Annotated in this window: 16 protein-coding genes; 7 read left to right on the plus strand and 9 right to left on the minus strand. The window is 41.6% G+C overall.

Going from position 1 to position 21,385, the window contains the following annotated elements; translation table 11 throughout:
* Window positions 1–104 precede the first annotated feature (104 nt).
* From prpC to AK823_RS07220, 4 genes are all read right to left on the minus strand, one after another.
* Complete coding sequence (prpC, locus tag AK823_RS07205) at window positions 105–1,232, minus strand: 2-methylcitrate synthase (protein WP_068327801.1); 1,128 nt, start codon at window positions 1,230–1,232, stop codon at window positions 105–107.
* 106 nt (window positions 1,233–1,338) lie between these two features.
* Window positions 1,339–2,232 carry a methylisocitrate lyase gene (gene prpB, locus AK823_RS07210; RefSeq protein ID WP_068327803.1) on the minus strand — a complete coding sequence of 298 codons (894 nt, stop codon included), beginning with the start codon at window positions 2,230–2,232 and terminating at the stop codon, window positions 1,339–1,341.
* A gap of 508 nt (window positions 2,233–2,740) precedes the next feature.
* Complete coding sequence (locus AK823_RS07215) at window positions 2,741–3,928, minus strand: divalent metal cation transporter (RefSeq protein WP_228138939.1); 1,188 nt, start codon at window positions 3,926–3,928, stop codon at window positions 2,741–2,743.
* Window positions 3,929–4,336: 408 nt separating this feature from the next.
* On the minus strand, window positions 4,337–5,317 hold the full coding sequence (locus AK823_RS07220) for a LysR family transcriptional regulator (RefSeq protein ID WP_068035866.1): 981 nt from the start codon (window positions 5,315–5,317) through the stop codon (window positions 4,337–4,339).
* A 228-nt stretch (window positions 5,318–5,545) separates the two neighbouring features.
* On the opposite strand from AK823_RS07220, the gene AK823_RS07225 reads away from it, so the two are divergent.
* Together AK823_RS07225 and AK823_RS14120 are read left to right on the plus strand one after the other, a co-directional pair.
* Entirely contained in the window at window positions 5,546–6,502 is a 957-nt protein-coding gene (locus tag AK823_RS07225) for a hypothetical protein (RefSeq protein WP_068327807.1), read from the plus strand.
* A 576-nt stretch (window positions 6,503–7,078) separates the two neighbouring features.
* A complete protein-coding gene (locus AK823_RS14120) occupies window positions 7,079–11,194 on the plus strand; it encodes an ESPR-type extended signal peptide-containing protein (protein WP_068327808.1) in 4,116 nt (1,371 codons plus the stop codon).
* Window positions 11,195–11,434: 240 nt separating this feature from the next.
* Here the strand turns inward: AK823_RS14120 and AK823_RS07235 are convergent, their stop codons facing one another.
* Entirely contained in the window at window positions 11,435–11,860 is a 426-nt protein-coding gene (locus AK823_RS07235; protein WP_228138821.1) for a hypothetical protein, read from the minus strand.
* Window positions 11,861–12,066: 206 nt separating this feature from the next.
* Here AK823_RS07235 and AK823_RS07240 point away from each other — a divergent pair, with 206 nt between their 5' ends.
* Window positions 12,067–12,741, plus strand: a complete 675-nt coding sequence (locus AK823_RS07240) for a hypothetical protein (protein WP_068327815.1) — start codon at window positions 12,067–12,069, stop codon at window positions 12,739–12,741.
* A gap of 171 nt (window positions 12,742–12,912) precedes the next feature.
* Here the strand turns inward: AK823_RS07240 and AK823_RS07245 are convergent, their stop codons facing one another.
* On the minus strand, window positions 12,913–13,656 hold the full coding sequence (locus tag AK823_RS07245; RefSeq protein WP_068327818.1) for a M90 family metallopeptidase: 744 nt from the start codon (window positions 13,654–13,656) through the stop codon (window positions 12,913–12,915).
* 101 nt (window positions 13,657–13,757) lie between these two features.
* Window positions 13,758–14,108, minus strand: a complete 351-nt coding sequence (locus AK823_RS07250; protein WP_149031850.1) for a hypothetical protein — start codon at window positions 14,106–14,108, stop codon at window positions 13,758–13,760.
* Window positions 14,109–14,288: 180 nt separating this feature from the next.
* Between AK823_RS07250 and AK823_RS07255 the strand changes: the two genes are divergently transcribed.
* Entirely contained in the window at window positions 14,289–15,047 is a 759-nt protein-coding gene (locus AK823_RS07255; RefSeq protein WP_068327825.1) for a 5-oxoprolinase subunit PxpA, read from the plus strand.
* 80 nt (window positions 15,048–15,127) lie between these two features.
* Window positions 15,128–16,612: an amidase family protein gene (locus AK823_RS07260; RefSeq protein ID WP_203226552.1), complete on the plus strand. Its 1,485-nt coding sequence runs from the start codon at window positions 15,128–15,130 to the stop codon at window positions 16,610–16,612.
* Between the two features lie 349 nt (window positions 16,613–16,961).
* Here AK823_RS07260 and AK823_RS14255 read toward each other — a convergent pair whose 3' ends face one another.
* The gene (locus AK823_RS14255) at window positions 16,962–17,222 is read right to left on the minus strand and encodes a Fic family protein (protein ID WP_228138822.1); all 261 of its coding nucleotides are present in this window, start codon (window positions 17,220–17,222) and stop codon (window positions 16,962–16,964) included.
* A complete protein-coding gene (rhuM, locus tag AK823_RS14260; protein ID WP_228138823.1) occupies window positions 17,210–17,830 on the minus strand; it encodes a RhuM family protein in 621 nt (206 codons plus the stop codon). Before rhuM ends, AK823_RS14255 begins: the two co-directional genes overlap by 13 nt.
* A gap of 282 nt (window positions 17,831–18,112) precedes the next feature.
* On the opposite strand from rhuM, the gene AK823_RS07270 reads away from it, so the two are divergent.
* Both AK823_RS07270 and AK823_RS07275 read left to right on the plus strand, forming a co-directional pair.
* Complete coding sequence (locus tag AK823_RS07270) at window positions 18,113–20,473, plus strand: circularly permuted type 2 ATP-grasp protein (protein ID WP_228138824.1); 2,361 nt, start codon at window positions 18,113–18,115, stop codon at window positions 20,471–20,473.
* 96 nt (window positions 20,474–20,569) lie between these two features.
* Window positions 20,570–21,355: a transglutaminase family protein gene (locus AK823_RS07275; RefSeq protein ID WP_068327831.1), complete on the plus strand. Its 786-nt coding sequence runs from the start codon at window positions 20,570–20,572 to the stop codon at window positions 21,353–21,355.
* The last annotated feature ends 30 nt before the right edge of the window (window positions 21,356–21,385 follow it).

Below are 21,385 nucleotides of genomic sequence, written 5' to 3' on the forward strand. Positions count from 1 at the left end.
AGGCTTTGCTAAAAAATCTCGTTGAGAAGGCAGGTGTTATTAAGAAAAAAAGTAGATGTAGGGTACGCAAGGCACACCCTACAAGTATTCTATATCAAGAAAAATTAACGCGCGCTCATATCTGGTACTGGACGCAAGTCTTCACCGATATATTCCGCACTTGGGCGAATGATACGGTTGTTAGCACGTTGCTCAAATACGTGTGCGGCCCAGCCAGTTAGACGTGAACACACAAAAATTGGCGTGAACAGTTTGGTTGGGATACCCATAAAGTGATAGGCAGAGGCATGGAAGAAATCAGCATTACAGAACAGTTTCTTTTCGCGCCACATTACTTCTTCACAGCGTACTGATACTGGGTATAGCACCTCATCACCAACATCGGCAGCCAATTTTTCAGCCCAGCCTTTAATGACGACGTTACGTGGATCTGATTCGCTATAGATAGCATGACCAAAGCCCATAATCTTATCTTTACGTGCCAGCATGCCCATCATCTCTTCTTCAGCTTCATCAGGTGAGCTAAAGCCTTCAATCATATCCATAGCCGCCTCATTAGCGCCGCCATGCAAATGACCGCGCAATGAGCCAATCGCGCCAGTAATACAAGAATGGATATCTGAAAGAGTAGACGCACAGACGCGCGCGGTAAAGGTTGAGGCATTAAACTCATGCTCTGCGTACAAGATTAAGGATACGTTCATAACCTTAGTATGCAACTCGTTTGGTTTTTCACCTTTAAGTAAGTGTAAGAAATGCCCACCAATCGTTTCATCATCAGTTTCAGTCTCGATGCGCACGTTATCATGCGTGAAGCGATACCAATAGTTGATAATCGATGGGAACACTGCCAGCATGCGATCTGTTTGGTCGTTTTCTTGCGAAAAGTCAGTTTCAGTCTCAAGGTTACCGAGCATAGAACAACCGGTACGCAATACATCCATCGGATGCGCATCGCTTGGAATACGCTCAAGCACATCTTTCAATGCTTGTGGTAGACCGCGTAGTTTTTTCAGTTTGGCTTGGTAGGCATCAAGCTCACTTTGGGTTGGCAAGTTGCCATAAAGTAGCAAGTAGGCCACTTCTTCAAAAATGCATTTATCAGCCAACTCCGACACGTCATAACCGCGATAGGTCAAACCTGAGCCTGATTTTCCGACCGTTGATAGAGCTGTTTTACCTGCGACTTGACCGCGTAGACCTGCGCCTGAAAGTTCTTTCTGTGCTGCCATGATTAAATTCCTTTTGTTGGTAGCTTTTTTGGGTGGGACGATAGTAAAAATGAATAAATAAAATCAAATTCTAATGATTTTATTTATATCTTAATTGACTTATGTCTTACTTGTTGTCGGCAAATAATTTATCTAGTGTTTGCTCAAACTCATGATAGTTTAAGAAATCATAGAGCTCCATACGCGTCTGCATGGTATCAACGACTTTTTCTTGCGTACCATCAGACAAGATATGCTGATAAACGTTCAGCGCGGCTTTGTTCATCGCACGGAAGGCTGATAATGGATATAACACCATGTCTACGCCAACACCATGTAATTGCTCTGTGGTGTATAGGTCAGTTTGACCAAACTCAGTCATGTTTGCTAGTACTGGAATATCTAGTACATCCGTAAACTTACGGTACATCTCGATATCTGTTAATGCTTCAGCAAAGATCATATCAGCACCAGCTTCTTGGAAGGCAACAGCACGCTCAACGGCAGCATCAAGCCCTTCAACAGATAGGGCATCGGTACGCGCCATTATTACAAAGTCACTGTCAGTTTTGGCATCAAGAGCGGCTTTTAGACGATCAACCATCTCAGAGATACTAACAATTTCTTTATTAGGGCGATGGCCACAGCGCTTTTGGGCGACTTGGTCTTCGATATGTACCGCTGCAACTCCTGCTTTTTCCATTTTTCTAACGGTTTGGCTAATGTTGAATGCGCCACCAAAGCCGGTATCAATATCGACAAGCAATGGTGTATCAACCGCATCGGTAATACGGCGTGCATCTTCTAGAACATTATCAAGGCTGGTCATACCTAAGTCTGGGAGACCAAATGAGGCGTTCGCTACACCAGCACCAGAAAGATATAATGCTTGATGACCGACTTGGGTTGCCATCATTGCTGTATAAGCATTAATAGTACCGACTATCTGTAGCGGTTGGTTATTGTCATTATTTTGTTTCATGGCACTGCGAAAACGCGCGCCAGCTGATGATGAAGTCATTCGAGAATCCTTGCGTGGAGGGTTAGTCTTACTGTAGGGATAGTTAGATACTAACTATTATTTTTTCTTTCGTTTTTATATACTTAGTTAGATGTTCAGTTCAGCATTGTTCATTCTTAACCAGAACATCCGTTGCTATAACGAATTTTTATTAACTTAGAGTATACGCAATTATCCCTAGTTTGAAAGAGGTTATTACCAGTAGTGTATTAGCTTATATTAATAAATATTGTAGAAAAATTAATAGTATTCATATTTTGAATGATGATATCCATATTTTAATGATATATTCGCTTTACTATGCATATCAATAAACATAGTTGTTTTAATGCGGGCTAGGTTGTCATATTTAGTTACATTTATAATGGCCAATAAGCAGTGATACCAATACAGAAGAAGATCGAGCATATTATTAATTTTATCTTTTTGACAATAGAAAAAGCCCTGATAGCTAGCAGCTAAGAGGGCTTTTGGTTTTTTATTGCTTAATTAGGTTTTTGATAATATTTTAGCCAAGCAGACCAGCAAGGTTAGCTAAGAATAACAGGGCGACACCACCTAAGAAAAGTAAGCTTGTAATCGAATAAGCATTCATACCTGGCGATAGTTTTTGATGGTTTTTTACTAAAGAATAGTTCAACCAACCAAAAATAGGCGCTGATACAAAGGCGGATATCATAGCGAACTTCAACATAGCACCTAACTGTCCAGTAAAGAAAGTGATAATAACCAAACCCCCACCAATCGCATAAGTCGTCCAAAAAGCAATCTGCTTTTTATTAATCTCGCTCTCACCTTTTATTAACCGCCAGCACTCAGCATTGGCACGGCCATAACCATCTGCACAGGTAATGGTAGTACCAAACATGCACATAAAGGCGACGAAAGCGACTAGCAGTCTTGACCATTCACCGATAGTGGCTGTATACATATTAATTAGCTGATCAATATAAGCAACCCCTGCGGTTTGAATTTCTTGACCAGAGCCATACTGAACAAAGACACCTAACGATAAAAAGAACAACGCTAAAACAGCAGAAACCAAAAAGCCCACATTAAAATCAAGCAAACCTTGTTTATGAGTGGTGTTATCCGCTTTTCTCTTTGCAGATGTCCACATTGAGGTAATGGCAGCAAATTCAAGCGGCGCTGGCATCCAGCCCATGAGAGCCACAATAAATCCTAGAGTCGCTAAATTCCAAGGGGAGGCGGCGACAAAGTCAGGGGTCATCACCGTTGGCTTGCCAGCAGCAATAATGACCGCTAATACGGTTGCACTGACCAGAGCAATCATAATCCATTTAGTCACCCCATCGAGCAACTTATAGTGACCGGCAATCAGAAAGAACCAGCAAACAGCAACGATGATAATAGCCAAGCCAATACTGGACAGTCCTACAGAAGCGGGCAGCATAAAGCCCAATATCACTGCCGCAAGTAGGGTCACTGCACCTGTACTAATCACTGCGGATAGGATGGATAAAACAAAGTAGATCCATAGATACGCTTTTGAGCGCTTAGCATAACCAGCAATTAAACTCTCGCCAGTATCGTAGACATAATCTGTGCCAAAGCGAAAGAAAGGATACTTAAAGACGTTGGCTAAAATAATCATGATCGCTAACTGCCAGCCGTATATAGCGCCCGCCTGCGTTGATGAAATTAAATGCGAGCCACCAATGGCAGCAGTCGCCATCAAAATTCCTGGTCCAAAGATACGCCAGCTAAAGCCTTCTTGTTGAGCGTTAGCGTTACCGTCAGCTGTACTTGGGTTATTGAGTTGTTGAGTGGTCATGAATACCTCGAAATGGTTAAAACGGCAAATTATCACTTACCTGTGTCAGCTTGCCAATGATCAGTAGAAAATCGTTCTATCTCGGGCAGGCCAAAATATAAAACGATTCATATCGTATCGACTTTAGCACACCAATGCTCTTCAGGATAATGATTATTCTAGTTATTATTACTATTTGTTTGCATCGCCATTCTTGATAGTTATCATAATAAATAACTAATATCAAGCATTAGCATTAATTATTTTTTGGCGATTCTTTATACCACAATATGCAGCCGATATCTGATAATTTCAGACTATTCTTATAATTTACAGCTTTGACACAAATTTTTGCTGCCGATAAGTAATTCCGCGCCGCTCATAGACATGATAAATTGCGGTGAGCAGATTGGGTATCTTTGGGTGTACAAAATCTTTGAGAGTGTGTAGGTAAATAGGGGAGGTAACATTCTCATGAATCAAGCGCTGATAACTGATTTGTTCAGTACGTACTGTTTTGAGGCTGGCAGGCACTAAAGTAATACCCTCACCAGCAGCTACCAGACCAAGTGCTACTTGCAAATCGCTGACCTCAGTCGTCATTAGTGGCGTGATACCGTATTGCGCAAACAAGTGTAGTAAAGGTTCGGTAACAGGCTCATTATCTGGCGTGCCGTTTTTTCTGGTTTTTAAGGTGGTAGCAGTAGTAGACATTGGCAAATGAGTTTGGTGATATAGAATCAAACGGTTATTCGCCAAATCAATCAGACGTTGTTCCTTGGTATGAGCAAGTGGGTGCGCTTTGGGCAATGCCACTAAATAGCGTTCATGGCGCAATAAAATCTGCTGTATCCACGCATCTTGATGAGCAAAGCGCCCAAAGCCGATGTCAATTTCACCTGATTTAAGCGCTTCAACTTGCTGGTAGGAGCTGATGTCTTTTAGATTAACCTCAATATCAGGACTTTGTTGTTTCAAAGACGCAATAATTTCGGGTAAATGTCCGTAGAGCACTGACGGTACAAAACCAATATTAAGTGCTGTACTTGGCGCTGATAAACGCTGGGTCATACTGGTAATAGTATTGAGTTCTGTTAATACGGCACTGACTTTGTCATAAAAGAATTGACCGGCTTCTGTTAGTTGTAGGGGACGATGATAGCGATCAACCAATATCACATCCATATCAGTCTCAAGTTGCTTGAGCTGCCGACTAAGACTAGGCTGCGATAAGCCCGTTATCTCAGCTGCCGCACTAAAGCTTTTTAGATCAGCGATAGCAATAAAGGCATTAAGCTGCTTTAAATCCATGGTTTAGAGTCCTATCACAGTCGCTTTATTTTTTGTCTTTAATTAGGTGCATAGTGTTATCTGTAAGGCTGGCATAGATTTTGCTACTTCGGCACCAAATTAATACTAGCAAACCAAATTATGCTTCAAAACTATTAATTAGCTAGCAAGACATTAATCAGATATCAGCATCATAACGTAATTCTAGCGGTCACTTAAGAATAATGACATAACTTGGTTTATTATCATATGAATGATTTAGATAACTATAATATAGAAAACAATATCTTAGACGATAACTTAAACAATAATAAATCAGATATCGAAGGAGATTTATCTAAAAGTAATTATACGAAAACCAATAATAATAAAACTAGCGATATTTATGAGCGCTTTATTAATCGAGTTCAAAGCATCAATGGCTTTGGTTCTAATGACAAAACTGACGAGAATAATCAGACCAGTCTCGATGACACATCTGTATACGAGCCTTTAAGTGATGAAGAGCTGCAGTTTGTTATCAGCCCTGAACAAACATTAGATATCAAAGAAACAAATACTATTACATCTAACAATGAAGATAATGCAATGGAGCTGTCTTTAGAAGATAGTGATACGTTTGACGATGCCATATTAGTGTCAGCCACTGAGTCTAGTATAGACTCAGATGCTAAAAAGGTAGGTGTATTAAAAGGCAGGCAAGTCGGAAGTCTAAAGCTACTGATAATTGGTATTGTCTGCGGCTTATTACTCAGCGTACTTACTGCCATACTGTTAAACGCTACTGGCATTTTTGCGACCTTGAACGATTACCTAACTTCAAACAATTCGCAAAAAACTGAAACAAGTACAAGTGTGTCAACTGCCAGTGCTGAGCCAGCAAATAATGATGAGACAGTAGTTGAAGCCAATGATGTAAGTCTTGATAGTCTAAGTACAGAGGACTTGAGTTTGGATAATCGTAATGAGATAGTCGCTGGGGAAAAATCAATAGATGGAGATGAAAACGTTAAGTCTGAGTCAATTAATGACCCAAAACAAAATACGTCATCAAAAACAATCACAAAAAGTCCAGCACCCAAAAAAAATACTGAAAGCAAAGCTGAAAATATTAAGACTGATAACGCTAAAACTGAAACGGTCATTAGTTATGAAGATTTTGCAAAAGAGGCGCAGAGCACTTTATATCGAGAAGCCAACAACTAATCATTGGAGCCTATAATTAAGTTATAAGCGCTTAAAATAGTTTATTGTAAATAATAACTTAAGATATGTAGTTAAAATATTTTCAAAAGAATAAAATTAAGGCTATTTATTTATAAAAAAAATAAGAAAGTAGATTAATAAAATACCAAATATAAACAAAAGAATTCAAATGAACTTTTGTAGTTAAATTTATATTGTAAATAAATAACTCTTTTTGTCTAAAAAACGACTTATGATTAAAAGACGGTTAGCAATAAGTTGGTAACGCCCAAAGCTGACGAGAATGCTAGTTTATTAGGATTAAACACGCCCCGATATTGAATGATAATCATTTAATATTAGGGCGTGTTTTTTTATATGCACGTTATATTTTAAATGACTGTAGAAACACCCTGTATTTAATAAGAAAATACTTTTTAGTTTATCGAATGAATAGAAAACTGTTCATGAATATGTTTATTATGTTTTTTTGTAGGAGTTAGTAATAAATAATTACGCTATATTTACATTCTGTATGCTTGCAAATACATTCGCTTTAACGAATACTAATTATTCTCTTAAGCTAAGGAGCAAGCTATGAATAAAATATTTAAAAAAGTTTGGAATAAGTCATTGGGATGTGTAGTCGTCGTATCTGAGAATGCTAGAAGTGCCGGCAAGACCAATTGCACTACTGGCAGTATTAGCCAAACGACTAGTCCATCTATTCATACATCCAACAATTCAACTAATTATCAAATGCTTACCTTAAAGACTTTAGTGCTTAGTATGGCGGCTATTAGCGCTACTGTCTGGGCAGATACTGGTTTCAATAATACAGACCCTAGTTTCAATGATTTAGATAAAAACAGTAGTGATGTGGACTTGGATGAAAATCCAATTCCTTTGTTCGGTACTGAAGTCGGTTTTGACAATGATGCATGGGGTAGATTTAGTAGTGCTGTAGGTAGTAGTAATACGGCATCAGGTGATGAAAGCAATGCTATAGGTGGTAGCAATAAAGCATGGGGTTATGACAGCAGTGCAATAGGTAGTAATAATACAGCAACGACTTATGGGACCGTTGCACTAGGTAGTGGCAATACAGCATCAGGGGAATATAGCAATGCGGTGGGTAATTATAATAAAGCAGAGGGCTTTTGGAGCAGTGCGCTAGGTCATGCTAATCGTACATCAGCTGACTATAGCAGTGCAGTGGGTAACGAGAATACTGCTTCAGGTGAAAATAGTAGTGCGGTGGGTTATACAAATGAATCATCAGGACTTAATAGTAGTGCATTAGGTAATAGTAATAGAGCAGTAGGTGAAGAAAACAGCACTGCAGTGGGTTATAACAATACTGCAAGTGGTATGTTCAATAGCAGTGCGATAGGTTTCAGTAACGAAGCACAAGAGGAAAATAGCAGTGCAGTAGGCTATAGCAATCGTGCAGCAGGTTTTTTTAGTAGTGCCGTAGGTAGTAACAACAATGCATCAGGTGATTGGAGCAGTGCCGTAGGTCATAACAATGATGCAACAGGTCCCATGAGTAGTGCTATCGGTGATAACAATACAGCAACGACTTATGGAACCAGTGCACTAGGTAGTCGCAATACCGCATCGGAGGAATATAGCAGTGCAGTGGGTAATGCTAATAGCGCAGAGGGTGGTTGGAGTAGTGCGCTAGGTCGTGCTAATCGTACATCTGGATATTATAGCAGTGCCGTGGGTAACCAGAATACTGCTTCAGGTGAAAATAGTAGTGCGATGGGTTCTGAAAATAAAGCATCAGGCGATAATAGCAGTGCACTGGGGGCTAATAATACAGCATCGGGTGAAAAAAGCAGTGCGATGGGTCGCTCTAATACGGCATCGGGTAGATTTAGCAGTGCGATAGGTTTCAATAATGAAGCATCGAATGACTTTAGCAATGCAATAGGAGCTGCTAATAAGGCATCAGCACGTAATAGCAGTGCGATAGGAGTTAGTAATATAGCACTAGGTGTTGATAGCAGTGCGCTGGGTCGCTCTAATACTGCATCAGGTATTGTTAGCAGTGCAGTAGGTGTTTCCAATAAAGCTTCAGGTATTGGTAGTAGTGCGATGGGTCGTTCTAATACTGCATCAGATAATGGAAGTAGTGCGCTAGGTTCTGAAAATAAAGCGACGAGTAATAATAGCAGTGCATTAGGTCGTCTTAATATTGCAGAAGGTGATAATAGTAGTGCAGTGGGTTTTAGCAACAGAGCATCGGGTGAAAATAGTAGTGTGTTGGGTTATGGTAATAGCGCAAGTGGCCTTTTTAGCAGTGCAGTGGGTAGTGATAATCATGCAGAAGGCAGTGAGAGTAGTGCGGTAGGTTTTGGCAATATGACCCAGGGTAATGAGAGCAATGCAATAGGTAGATATAATTATGCAGAGGGTAATTATACTACTGCTATGGGTAATAACAATAATGCATCCGCTAATAATAGCAGTGCAGTGGGTTCTGGAAATGCAGCAAGAGGTACTGATAGTAGTGCAATAGGTAATTATAATTTCATAGAGGGTGATAATAGTAGTGCGGTAGGTGTTAGCAATGTAGCAATGGGTACTGATAGTAGTGCAGTGGGTTATAACAATCACGCAGGAAGTTTTGAGACTAGTACAGTGGGTGCTAGTGCGGTAGGGGTTAATAATAAAGCGACAGGTGATAATAGCAGTGCATTAGGTCGTAGTAATACGGCATCAGGTAATGTCAGTAGTGCTGTAGGTTATAATAACACAGCATCTGGTAACTTTAGCAGTGCGATGGGTCGTGGTAATACTGCATCAAGCGGCTATAGCAGTGCGCTAGGGTTCAATAACATCGCATCAGGTGGACGTAGCAGCGCGGTAGGTTATAGTAATACTGCATCAGGAGTAAACAGCAGTGCATTAGGTCGTGGCAATACGGCATCAGGTACTGTTAGTAGTGCAGTGGGTTATAATAATAGAGCATTAGGCTATAGCAACGCTGTAGGTTTGAACAATACAGCATCAAGTGCAAACAGTAGTGCATTAGGTGTTAGTAATACTGCATCAGGTATAGGTAGCAGTGCTATAGGTGCTGTTAATACCGCATCAGCTTATCACTCTAGCGCATTAGGTCATAGCAATACGACATCGGGTGAATATAGCAGTGCAATCGGTTATAGCAATACTGCAAACGGTATAATTAATAACACTGCAGTAGGTTATAACAATATTGCAGGTGGTCTCTATAATAGCAGTGCAGTAGGTGATAGCAATGAAGCAATAGGATATTTTAGTAGTGCACTAGGTAGTAGCAATAATGCATTAGGTGACTATAGCAGTGCAGTAGGTTATAACAATACTGCACGTGGTGCTTTAAGCAGTGCGATAGGTGATAGCAATACAGCGACAACTTTTGGGACCAGTGCCGTAGGTAGCGGTAATACTGCATCGGGAGAATATAGTAGTGCAGTAGGTAATGGCAATAATGCATTAGGTGACTATAGCAGTGCAGTAGGTTCTGAAAATACAGCATCAGTTGAAGACAGCAGTGCAGTAGGTCGTTCCAATACGGCATCAGGTAATGCAAGTAGTGCGGTGGGTTATAACAACACAGCGTCCGGTATTTTTAGTGGCGTATTCGGAAGCAATAGCCAAGCTACAGCAGCACGTGCGACCGCTATTGGTCATGACTCTCTTGCAAATGAGACGAATACCATTTCAGTGGGTCGTGCAGGTGCAGAAAAACGCATTACCAACGTTGCTGATCCACAAAACGCTTATGATGCTGCAAATAAACGTTATGTTGATGATCAGATATTGGTTATACAACAGAGTTTTTCAGTGGCAGCGCAGCCAGCTACCGTACAAGCTGAATTTATTGAAAATGACATTAGTATATTTGCAGAAGGTGCCACTGCCAGTAATACAATGATGAGGTCTATAGATGCTGAATCTATTGATGATAGTTCTATAAGCGCCAATAACGCAGCATGGCAAGGTCAAGGTGAGCAATCTATTGCCATTGGCGATGGTGCAGAAGCAAGTGGCTTACAAGCAATTAGTATAGGCACAGGTAACAAGGTTACTGGAAATCATTCTGGTGCGATTGGTGATCCAAGTGTCGTCAGTGGCAATAACAGCTACAGTGTTGGTAATGATAATACGGTGTCTGGCGATAATACTTTTGTGTTGGGCAACAATGTCAATACCTCAGCTAATAATGCGGTGGTATTAGGTAATAACTCTAGTTCTGACGACCGTGCCAACACCGTATCAGTTGGTTCTGCTAATAACCAACGTCAAATCATCAACGTGGCTGATGGCACCGCTGATCATGATGCTGTAAATGTAAGTCAACTACAAACTGCGGAAACGCGCGCGATTGAAAGCTCTAACGCCTATACTGATACTGGTATAGCGACTTTGAATAACACATTCCAAAGTTATGAATACGAGAATGACAAACGTTTTCGGGAGGTTGATGAGCGTTTTGATCGTCAAGGAGCTATGAGTGCGGCTATGTTAAATATGGCCACGAGTACATCAGGTCTATCAGGTAAAAACCGTATAGGCGTAGGTGCAGGTTTTCAGGGATCTGAGCAAGCGGTTTCAGTCGGCTATCAACGTGTGATACATCCCAATGCTAGCGTTAGTGTTGGTGGTGCTTTCACTAAAGATGAAACCTCTGGTGGTGTAGGTTTGGGTTATAGCTGGTAAGGATTAATTAGGCACAAACAAGGGATATTTATTTATCCCTTGTTTTTTTATAAACATTAACTGCCATCACAGTTTAATATAAAACAGTCTATTTAACATAATATACATTATGCGAAAACAAACCAATGGTCTTAAGAGCTGAGCGCATAATGTTTTATCTAGTACTATTTGCAAATCTTGCCATTCATTTCTATAAAAAATTATTCAATACTTAAAATTCTACATTATTTATATCAGTATTTAATATCGATACCAGCTAATTAAAGATGTGCCGTCCTCATCTAAGATTACATCTGCCACTTGGCAAGCCGCTTTATTATCGATGCTATCACACGACAACTCATAATAAACATCATTGCCTTGCGCTAAGCTGACTTGAACCAATCCTGTTGTGGTCACTGAAAACTTCTTATCTTGTGCATAGTCAGGATCTTGGGAACTCCACAACACGTCATAACCAATATGACAGGACACTTGCTCTTTATCAAAGTAATCTTGCTCAAGCTGCATTGCTTCTTGTAGCTCTTGACTGCCATATTGTTGCAGCACAACCGGATAATCTTGACCTTGATTATTCACATCCTGCTGGTACATTTTGGCAATAGTATTAACTTTCATGGCAAAAACCATCTGTAACGGCTCTGTTAGATTAGCGACAGCCGTCATAGCAGAAAACCCTATTATTAACATTATTATAGAAAATATCGTTTTTTGCATGGTGTTCTCCATGAACTATGACATTTTAAGTGTTAAATTCATTAAAACACATATAAACTATCATTTGACTGCATAATTGTTTAGTATTTATATTGGTTTAATTCCACTCTAATTCCATTTTTATTCAAGCAGTAAGCTACGATAAGGATATTGTTATGATGCCGTCATCTTGTTTGCATATCTCTCAGTCTTATCTTTATAAACTATCAATCGCTGCATGTTTTACTTCAATACTGATTGCCACTGGTTGCCAATCTTCTGCCGAGTCCAGCACGACCGCTTCCAATCAACCAAACGGCAACTCATCGACACGAGTTGTCTCAGATATCAGTCAACAAACCCTTAGGCAGCAAGCATTACGTATACAACGTGCACTCGCTAATAATGATTTTGCAAGAATCACCAATGATATCCATCCAACACGTGGCATTCGCTTCTCAATGTACGCCTATGTGCGTCCTGAAGCTGATAAAGTCTTTAGTCGTGAGCAATATGAAAAGTATCTACAGCAGTCCAAAATTCGCTTCACTTGGGGCGAACTTGACGGTACTGGTGACCTATTGGTGACTCCATTACCAGAATATTTAAATACTTGGGTTGCGGCGCAAGAATATAATAATAGCGCCATCAGTATCAATGAATTCCGCCAAACAGGTGGTATGATTAATAACTTAAGAGATGTCTATCAAAACTCAGATGTGGTTGAGTTCTATTATAAAGGGTCAGATGTATACGATGGCATGGACTGGCGCATCATGCGTTTAGTGTTTGATGACTATCAAGGCAAGCGCTATCTGGTGGCCATTATTAATGATCGGTGGACAGTTTAAGTAAAACATAAGCATATGATTTAATAGTTAAATTTCATTGAAAAAGGGCGATGCGTCATATGTGATGCACTGCCCTTTTCGTTTATAATTATCCGATATCCGATGCGCTGGGCGCACCCTACAAAAATTTTTGTTTCTTGTTATGACTATATGCTCATATTTTGATATAAATCACATGGGCGTCTGGCGAAAGAATTTCACCATAATCTCATAAATTTCAGGATAAGCGTCTACCAGCTTTTGCGGGGTCTCAAAAAACACTTCACTTAGTACAGCAAAGAATTCAGCCGGATTGGTTGCACCGTAACGATCTAGACCTGATTTGCGATGTTTTTGAAAGTCTTCAAAATCTCGGCTCATAATTGTTGTCCAACGCTCAGGATCCATATCAGGTTGTAGTGGCGGAAAGCCATTTGCGCGACCATTTAGCATATCGAGCTTATGCACAAACTCGTGAATGACGACATTATGGCCATCACGTTCGCCTGAGTGCTTGGCGTCCTTCCATGACAGTATCACAGGCCCGCGCTGCCAGGCCTCACCACTACGATGTTGAGTTCCCTCATGAACGATGCCGTACTCATCCACGGTAGTAGTTTCGCTTTTATACGAACCAGGATAGATGATGACTGACGACCAGCCAGTGTACCATTCAAGGCCTAAGTTTAAGATAGGTAGACAAGCTTGCAAGGCAATAGATTTCCTAACAGCATCGGTAATCTCAAAGCCTTGAGCGCCGTTAATAGATTTGTCGTCCAAAAACAATGTCGCCAGCTCAAACAAACGAGACATCTCATCCTTGTTTAGCCTATCAAGTATGACAATACGCTCGGCAGCTTGCATCCAATCCGCATCAGTAAATTCACTGTTGTCCAATATATGCTGCTCGCGCCAGTCTTTTATCATGCTAAACATATTGGCTTTCCTTAATATTTCCAGTAATGAAACTACTATTTCTAGTCATGGTATAAGTTAATGGCTAAATGACATTAATGACTTAAATAGTATCTATCGCGTCAATCGAAACTGTTATTAGTGATAAGAGCTAAGTTACCCTCACCGTTCTTTTCCATATAGTGCTGACCATAACGAATAAACTCAATATAATTATTAGATAAAGGTTGGATATTGCTCTTATCTAACTCTTCTTTATAATCCGCTATCGAGCCTTGTATCCATTCCCCTTCATTGGTACTGCTAAATGCATATGCTAAACTACACATTACTACCGTATTGCACTTGATTGTATTGGCTTCATTTTTAAGTTCTTTCAGAGAGTTAATGACATAGGCCTGAATACGTTTGGGTTTAATCGGCTCGTAGCTCGAATCAATGAGGAGTAACTCAAGCTTTAGACGTGCCATCATATAGCTTACTATCAGTAGCTCAAAGCTATGTATGCACTGCAGTGAATATTGTTAAACTTAATCTTATATTGTTATACTCAAATCGTTCATATTTATTATATGTTACTGTACAAGAATTAAAAATATTAATATAGCTCTTTAATTGCCATAAATGTGAATGTATTCCTAGGGAGAGGTTCAATGACACTAACGATCGATCTGAATTCAGATATGGGAGAAGGGTTTGGTGCTTGGTCGGTTGGCGATGGGATCGATCCCGACATTATGCCATTTATCAGCTCCGCCAATATTGCAGCAGGCTTTCATGCTGGAGACCCTTCCATCATGATTGAGACGTTGCGTTTGGCATCGCGCCATGGAGTATGCATTGGTGTACATCCAGGATTTCGTGATTTGGTAGGATTCGGACGCCGCCATATTTCGGCGCCCGCCGATGAACTGGTGAATGACGCTCTGTACCAACTGGGTGCTCTGCGTGAACTTGCTCACCTTGAAGGCCTCAAGATGCATCATTTCAAACTGCATGGCGCGTTATTCATGCATGCAGCACGAGATAAGGAGTTTGCCGAAAAGCTAACATCTGCTCTGGCAATTGTCGCTCCTGACTTATATATTTATTGCCTAGCCGACTCAGCCATTGATAATGCGGCAAAAAGCTTTGGGTTACAGAGAATTCATGAGTTTTACGCGGATCGTGATTACGACGATGAAGGAAATATTGTATTCGTGCGCAAGGTCAATCGCCTTGATCCTGAGATGGTGGCAAAAAAAGTGTTACTTGCCTGCCAAGACAACGAGGTAGAGGCGGTTAGCGGCAAACTAATAAAGGTTAAATTCGACTCTATATGTATTCACAGCGATACTCCGGGTGCCCTTTCGTTGATTAAGGCTGTACGAATAGCTCTTGATAACGCCGGTATCAAGGTAGCGGCTCCTTAACTCAACTATTATTTCAGTTGAGCGCTTGAACGAGTGCAATAAGTGCAATAAAAACAACGATAATTTCAAGGAAGTTAATTATGAGAAATTTTGAAATTGAAGAATTGACTATCACTGATATGCAGACGCATCTCAAAAATGGATCGCTAACTGTACGTGGTTTGGTTGAAGCGTACCTTGAACGAATCGAAACAATTGATAGATCTGGTCCTACTCTAAATTCTATCATTACTATTAATCCAATCGCGCTGGATGAAGCCGATCGCCTTGACTCACATTTCGCAAAGACAGGCGAATTTGTTGGTGCATTACACGGCGTGCCGGTGCTAGTAAAAGATCAGATAGAAACCAAGGATATGATGACTACCTTTGGTTCGATAGCTCAGGACGGCTATCACCCGAAGGACGACGCAACCGTTATCAAAAAGCTGAAAGCAGCAGGCGCCATTATCCTTGCCAAGACAGTATTGCCAGATTTTGCAACATCATGGTTCGGATTCTGCTCAAAACAGGGCGAAACAAAGAATCCATATGTTTTGTCACATGATCCAGGTGGCTCCAGTAGTGGCACAGCTGCTGGGATCGCTGCGAACCTAGGACTGGTCGGAGTAGGCGAAGATACCGGTGGATCTATACGCTTGCCAGCCAGTTTTACAAATCTTGTTGGTGTCCGTGTCACACCAGGCCTGATAAGTCGTGACGGCACATCACCCCTTGTGGTGTTTCAGGACACAGCAGGACCAATGGCGCGTACTGTTACGGATGCTGCACTCCTTCTGGATGCGATGGTAGGCTATGATCCAAAAGATGAATATACTACCGCAGCGAGTATTGCCAATCATCAAGGCAGCTACGCGGATGCGATGGATGTTAACAGTCTCAAAAATGCGCGTCTGGGAGTTGTGCGCAACGCTTATGGACCAAATGACAACACTGAATCAGCAGAAGTTAATCAGATTATTGACTCAGCCCTTGAACAAGCAAAGAGCGCTGGCGCAGAACTTATTGATGTTGAAATTCCAGATATGATGGAGCACATTACTGAAACCTCCTTGTATGGTTCACACTCGCGGCATGACATTAATGAATTTTTAGCCTCACGTGAAAACATGCCAACCAAAAGCCTTGAAGAAATCAAAGAAAACGGTACGTTCCACCCAGTGCTGGATCTTTTGATTGATATCTTTGAAGGACCGGTAAATCCAGAAGATGAGCCTGACTATTTTCGAAAGCTTGCCGCTCGTGATAAGTTCCAGCGCTTAGTTGCTGGAATCGTTGCGAAAAACAACTTGGATGCGTTAGTGTTTCCCTGCATTCAAATTCTTCCGCCATCAAAACAGGATATCCGTGACGGCAAGCATCAAGTACTAACGTTCCCAACCAATACTTTGATTGCTTCGCAGACTTGGATGCCATCGATTTGCCTACCTGCTGGATTCAGTGAAAATGGCTTACCCGTGGGTATGGAGCTGGTTGTTTTACCATATCACGAGCCAGATTTGTTCCGACTAGGTTACGCATTTGAACAGGCCAATAATGTGCGTCGTACCCCTAAATACTTATGATTTTTTTAATTTCGAGATTCGCCTTAACGGCTAAAATTATAGGCGTTAAGGCGATAAAAATAGATACCTTTGGTGCGTGCCAGCACTTCCGCTAATGTATCACTGTTGACACCTGTATTGATAACACCCCAACCGTTGAACTCGCTAAGTATCACTGTATAAGCAGTCTCGGGATATAAAAACTAAGTTTTACTTTGCTAAGCTTCATTTCTTAACCCTCTAGCGACAACATATTCATAATAAGCTTAATCAACGTCTCTTTTTGATTGGGGTCAGATTCAGCGACCAGTAACGTTAATGCCGCAAGACCAGTATTATTAATGACCATGTCACCCTTGTCATTGAGCAATCAATTATTACGATGCAAAAAATCCACGAACAAAAAAGCACCGCTGCGTTTATTGCCATCGGTAAATGGATGGTTCTTGACCATAAAATACAATAAGTGCGCCGCTTTACTCTCTATAGTCGGATAAGCAGGCTCGCCGAACACCGTTTGTTGTAAATTACCTAGCACACTATCCAGACCGTCACCGCGAGGCTTGGCAAATAGCTCAGTCGCCTCTCCCCTTGCTATAAGCTGTGACTTTAGATTGTTCAAATTTGCCATAGCGTCATCGGTACTAGGCAGTACCCCGCCATCCTGCCCTGCTGGATCATCGAGCAACCCTTCATCATAGCGTTGTAGCCATAAAAATGTCGCGTATAACGGCTGATAATCTCAATCAAGCCGCGCCCTTCATCAGTATTTAGGTCAGGGCTTTTTGCTGTTTTTTCAATCAAGCGCAAAGCTTGTTGTAATTCGATTGAGTTTTTATCAAGTCGTTGTTGATTAAGAGTGTAACCTTGTACTAAATATTCGCGTAAGCGCTGGGTTGCCCAAATGCGAAACTGGGTGCCGCGCTGTGACTTTACCCGATAGCCAACTGAGATAATAACGTCAAGATTGTAGTGCTCAACCTGATAAGTTTTACCATCTGCAGCAGTTGTCGCAAATTTTGCGACAACTGCTTCTTTATCTAACTCCCTCTCTTTAAATACATTATTAATATGCTTACCTAATGTTTTTATATCACGATCAAAAAGCGATGATAGCTGCTGTCGATTAAGCCATACACTTTCATTTTCAAGATGCACTTGGATTTCAGCTTGTCCATCCGAACTCTCATATATCTCTATGGTTGAGGTGTTGGTATTCATAGTATCGATAATGTTCATTCTATTCCTTCTTTAATCTTCAATTACTATACGTATTGAACTTTTGTGTACTAATATAGATAGCATAACTGTAATGTATAACACTAGATTTATTTTAAAAATCAGCTCTATATTTGTGTCTTATCGTAGCTCTGGCAACCTTAAAATATCAAACACTTATTGTGCATTGGCTTATAGACACGGTATAGTGAATATAAGACACAGGTTATATATTGGACGTATTGCCACACTAGTCTGCCTATCATAGCCAGTCTACTTATCATAACAATGACTTTACCAAGGATGCGTGAGGTATTTATGAATAAAGAAGCGACTCAGTCCCAAGCCCAAAACCAATCTCAAAACCAAAACGACGGAAATGCTGAAAACCAAAATCAGACGCAAGCATCAACAGCTAGCAAACCTGCTACCAAGCCCAGTTCTGCAAACCCTACAAAAGATGTAACAACGAAGTCTAAAGAAAAGCCAAAATGCTTCGATGAATTAAAGAGCAGTAAAGACCAGTACCGTCCGGTAGCACAGGCAGTTGGTGACTGGCTAGATGATATCAGTATTGATGGTCTCAATCATTTAAATGAGCAAGCCGAAAATATCTTTTACCGAAAAGGCGTTACCTTCACCGTCTATAGCGATGCCAAAAACATCGAGCGGATGATTCCGTTTGATATTATCCCGCGCATCATTGCTGTAAGTGAATGGCAGCAGATTGAAGCTGGTTGTAAGCAGCGTATTACCGCTTTAAATGCTTTTTTGCACGACATTTATCACGATCAAGCCATCATGAAAGAAGGCATCGTCCCTGACACTTATGTCTATGCTAGCGGTTGTTATGAGCCATGGATGATGGGTATTGAGCTAGATAAACCTATCTACTCACACATCAGTGGTATTGACCTTATTCGTGATGAGAGCGGCCGATTTTGCGTATTGGAGGATAACCTACGTACGCCCTCTGGTGTCTCTTATATGCTTGAGAGCCGCAATATATCAGAGACACTGCTGTCCGATTTGTTTGCGCATACTCCGATTTTAGGCGTTAGCGATTACCCGCAACGCCTAAAAGCCTGTCTTGCCAGCTCAACGAGCAAATACGACCCACAAATTGTCATATTGACGCCTGGGCGCTTTAATAGTGCTTATTATGAGCATGCATTTTTGGCACATGAGATGAATGTGCCCTTAGTACATGGTTATGATTTGGTGGTTGAGGATAGCAAAGTCTATATGCAAGGCATTCGCGGTAAAGTGCAAGTTGATATCATTTATCGCCGTATCGACGACCCTTATATCGACCCATTAGCATTTCGCTCAGACTCTATCTTAGGCGTGTCAGGGCTAATGAGTGCCTACCGCGCAGGCAATGTGGTGGTCGTCAATGCCCCAGGCACTGGCGTCGCTGATGACAAGAGCTTATACCCGTTCGTACCCGATATGATTGAGTTTTACCTAGGCGAGAAGCCTCTCTTGCCTAATATCGAAACCTTTCAATGCCGCAAACCTGATGAATTAGAATATGTGCTGAGCAACTTAGACAAACTGGTCGTCAAAGAAACACAAGGTTCTGGTGGTTACGGGATGCTTATTGGACCGACCTCCACCAAGCAAGAAATTAGCGACTATCGTAAGCGTCTGCTTGACAACCCAGCAGGATTTATAGCTCAGCCGACTATCTCACTGTCTACCAACCCTACCGCTGTAAGCGATGGTATCGCACCGCGTCATATCGATTTACGCCCCTTTGTCCTTAGTCATGGTGACGGCTCTGTGGACATCGTCCCCGGCGGCTTAACCCGCGTGGCAATGGTTGAAGGCTCATTAGTCGTCAACTCATCTCAAGGCGGCGGCATTAAGGATACATGGGTCATTGACGATAGCAATTTGAAACCGTCAGCTAAGCACGAGGCCAATCAAACGATTAAAGGCGATAGCCAAGCTAATGCTTATCATGCCAATTATCATAATCCTGCGCAGCCGCTCGAAGCCGGATATGAGAGCTTCGATGATGCGCCTATGATATTGCTACTGTCTACCGCCAATCATCTGATCTGGCTCGGTAGATATAGCGAACGGCTCTATTGTTACGATAATATTATGAAGCATCTGATCAAAGGCGATCTTAAAAAGTCACAACTAAAGCATTTAATTACTTGCCTAGGCTTTGAAGCTGATCCTGATGATTCATCAAAAGCTATCACTGCGCAAATGCTACGGGACTTAGCACAAAATAAAATTCCTAACGTGGTTCAGTCTATCGAAACCAATGTACAAGAGGCCAAAGGCGTCATTGGTGAAGATGCCGCTGAGCTGTATAACTTAATCAAACGTCTATCAGGTGCAGGCACTTATCGAGCGGCCACACTGCAACTACATGCCTGCAACGCAGCAATGGCGCAAGAGCATCCAACCGTGACCTGCTTTTGGCAATTGGGACGCCTGTTTGAGCGGCTCGAACGCGCAGTATTGTTAGACGAAGATGCGACAGAAATCAGTCTTGAATTTAAATATTGGATCAGTGAGTTACCAGAGAACACACGCTGGCGTGAGCTTACGCGTTTGACCAATCAGATGATTAAATCAAAGCAACTGTGCGACTTTAAGCTCATCAGCCGAGAGTTCAGTATTATCCTTCAGCAAGGGGTCTGATACGGCAAGCTTTTGCTTAATCACTATTATTTGCTCAATCATTAGCAAATGAGCGTCCAGATAATCAAGACAGTAGATAAAACAAAGGATGACGTTATGAAACTTCAAATCAGCCATCAGACCAACTACTATTATGGCGAGCTGGCCCAGCGCAGCGTACAGTATATACGTATGACACCGATGCAACTGCCACATCAAATTATTCATCAGTGGGATGTCATGCTACCCAAAGTTGCCACCAGTCAAAAGGACGGCTTTGGCAACGACTGGCTCACGCTTAGCCGCAATGAGGCGCATAATAATTTACAGATGCAGGCGTCAGGCATCGTTGAGATTAATACCGATACTGAGCGACTAGAGGATATGGATAACGTCCCCTACCTGCTCTTTACCGTACAAAGCCCCTTGACCAAGTGCTCGGAGGCAATGCGTACATTTGCAGCGCCTTATCTAAAAAACCCGACACATGACAGTTTAAAAGCGATGGCGGCTGAGCTCTTAACGAAGATGCCCTATATAAAAGATACTACCCATGTTGGTACAACCGCAGCCGAAGCCTTTGCAATCGGCGCTGGCGTGTGCCAAGACCATACCCATGTGTTTGTAGGCTGCTGCCGTGATCAGCACATACCAGCGCGTTATGTATCGGGCTACCTTTATGACGATACTGAGAACCACATGGCAAGTCATGCTTGGGCTGAGGTATGGCTCGATGGATACTGGTATACCTTTGATATCTCAAACCAGCTGTTTCAGCCAAGCTCTCATGTATATGTCGCTATTGGTCGCGATTACTTAGACGCCGCTCCTGTGCGCGGCGTACGCATGGGTGGTGGTTATGAGAATCTATACAGTCAAGTACTAGTGACACGCTTATCGTAATGGCAGATTTTATTCAATTTATATTTATTA

Origin of the sequence: Psychrobacter sp. P2G3 (genome assembly GCF_001593285.1) — a bacterium.
In the GTDB taxonomy this organism is placed as follows: Bacteria; Pseudomonadota; Gammaproteobacteria; order Pseudomonadales; family Moraxellaceae; genus Psychrobacter.

Bases quoted from the DNA above. Each gene is read 5' to 3' on its own strand.
- AK823_RS14255 (WP_228138822.1), bottom strand. From the start codon at position 17,222: ATGGCAAATTTGAACAATCTAAAGTCACAGCTTATAGCAAGGGGAGAG.
- AK823_RS14120 (WP_068327808.1), top strand. From the start codon at position 7,079: ATGAATAAAATATTTAAAAAAGTTTGGAATAAGTCATTGGGATGTGTA.
- AK823_RS07215 (WP_228138939.1), bottom strand. From the start codon at position 3,928: ATGGCGACTGCTGCCATTGGTGGCTCGCATTTAATTTCATCAACGCAG.
- rhuM (WP_228138823.1), bottom strand. From the start codon at position 17,830: ATGAACATTATCGATACTATGAATACCAACACCTCAACCATAGAGATA.
- AK823_RS07250 (WP_149031850.1), bottom strand. From the start codon at position 14,108: ATGATGGCACGTCTAAAGCTTGAGTTACTCCTCATTGATTCGAGCTAC.
- AK823_RS07255 (WP_068327825.1), top strand. From the start codon at position 14,289: ATGACACTAACGATCGATCTGAATTCAGATATGGGAGAAGGGTTTGGT.
- prpC (WP_068327801.1), bottom strand. From the start codon at position 1,232: ATGGCAGCACAGAAAGAACTTTCAGGCGCAGGTCTACGCGGTCAAGTC.
- AK823_RS07275 (WP_068327831.1), top strand. From the start codon at position 20,570: ATGAAACTTCAAATCAGCCATCAGACCAACTACTATTATGGCGAGCTG.
- prpB (WP_068327803.1), bottom strand. From the start codon at position 2,232: ATGACTTCATCATCAGCTGGCGCGCGTTTTCGCAGTGCCATGAAACAA.
- AK823_RS07270 (WP_228138824.1), top strand. From the start codon at position 18,113: ATGCGTGAGGTATTTATGAATAAAGAAGCGACTCAGTCCCAAGCCCAA.
- AK823_RS07260 (WP_203226552.1), top strand. From the start codon at position 15,128: ATGAGAAATTTTGAAATTGAAGAATTGACTATCACTGATATGCAGACG.
- AK823_RS07235 (WP_228138821.1), bottom strand. From the start codon at position 11,860: ATGACGGCTGTCGCTAATCTAACAGAGCCGTTACAGATGGTTTTTGCC.
- AK823_RS07240 (WP_068327815.1), top strand. From the start codon at position 12,067: ATGATGCCGTCATCTTGTTTGCATATCTCTCAGTCTTATCTTTATAAA.
- AK823_RS07220 (WP_068035866.1), bottom strand. From the start codon at position 5,317: ATGGATTTAAAGCAGCTTAATGCCTTTATTGCTATCGCTGATCTAAAA.
- AK823_RS07225 (WP_068327807.1), top strand. From the start codon at position 5,546: ATGAATGATTTAGATAACTATAATATAGAAAACAATATCTTAGACGAT.
- AK823_RS07245 (WP_068327818.1), bottom strand. From the start codon at position 13,656: ATGTTTAGCATGATAAAAGACTGGCGCGAGCAGCATATATTGGACAAC.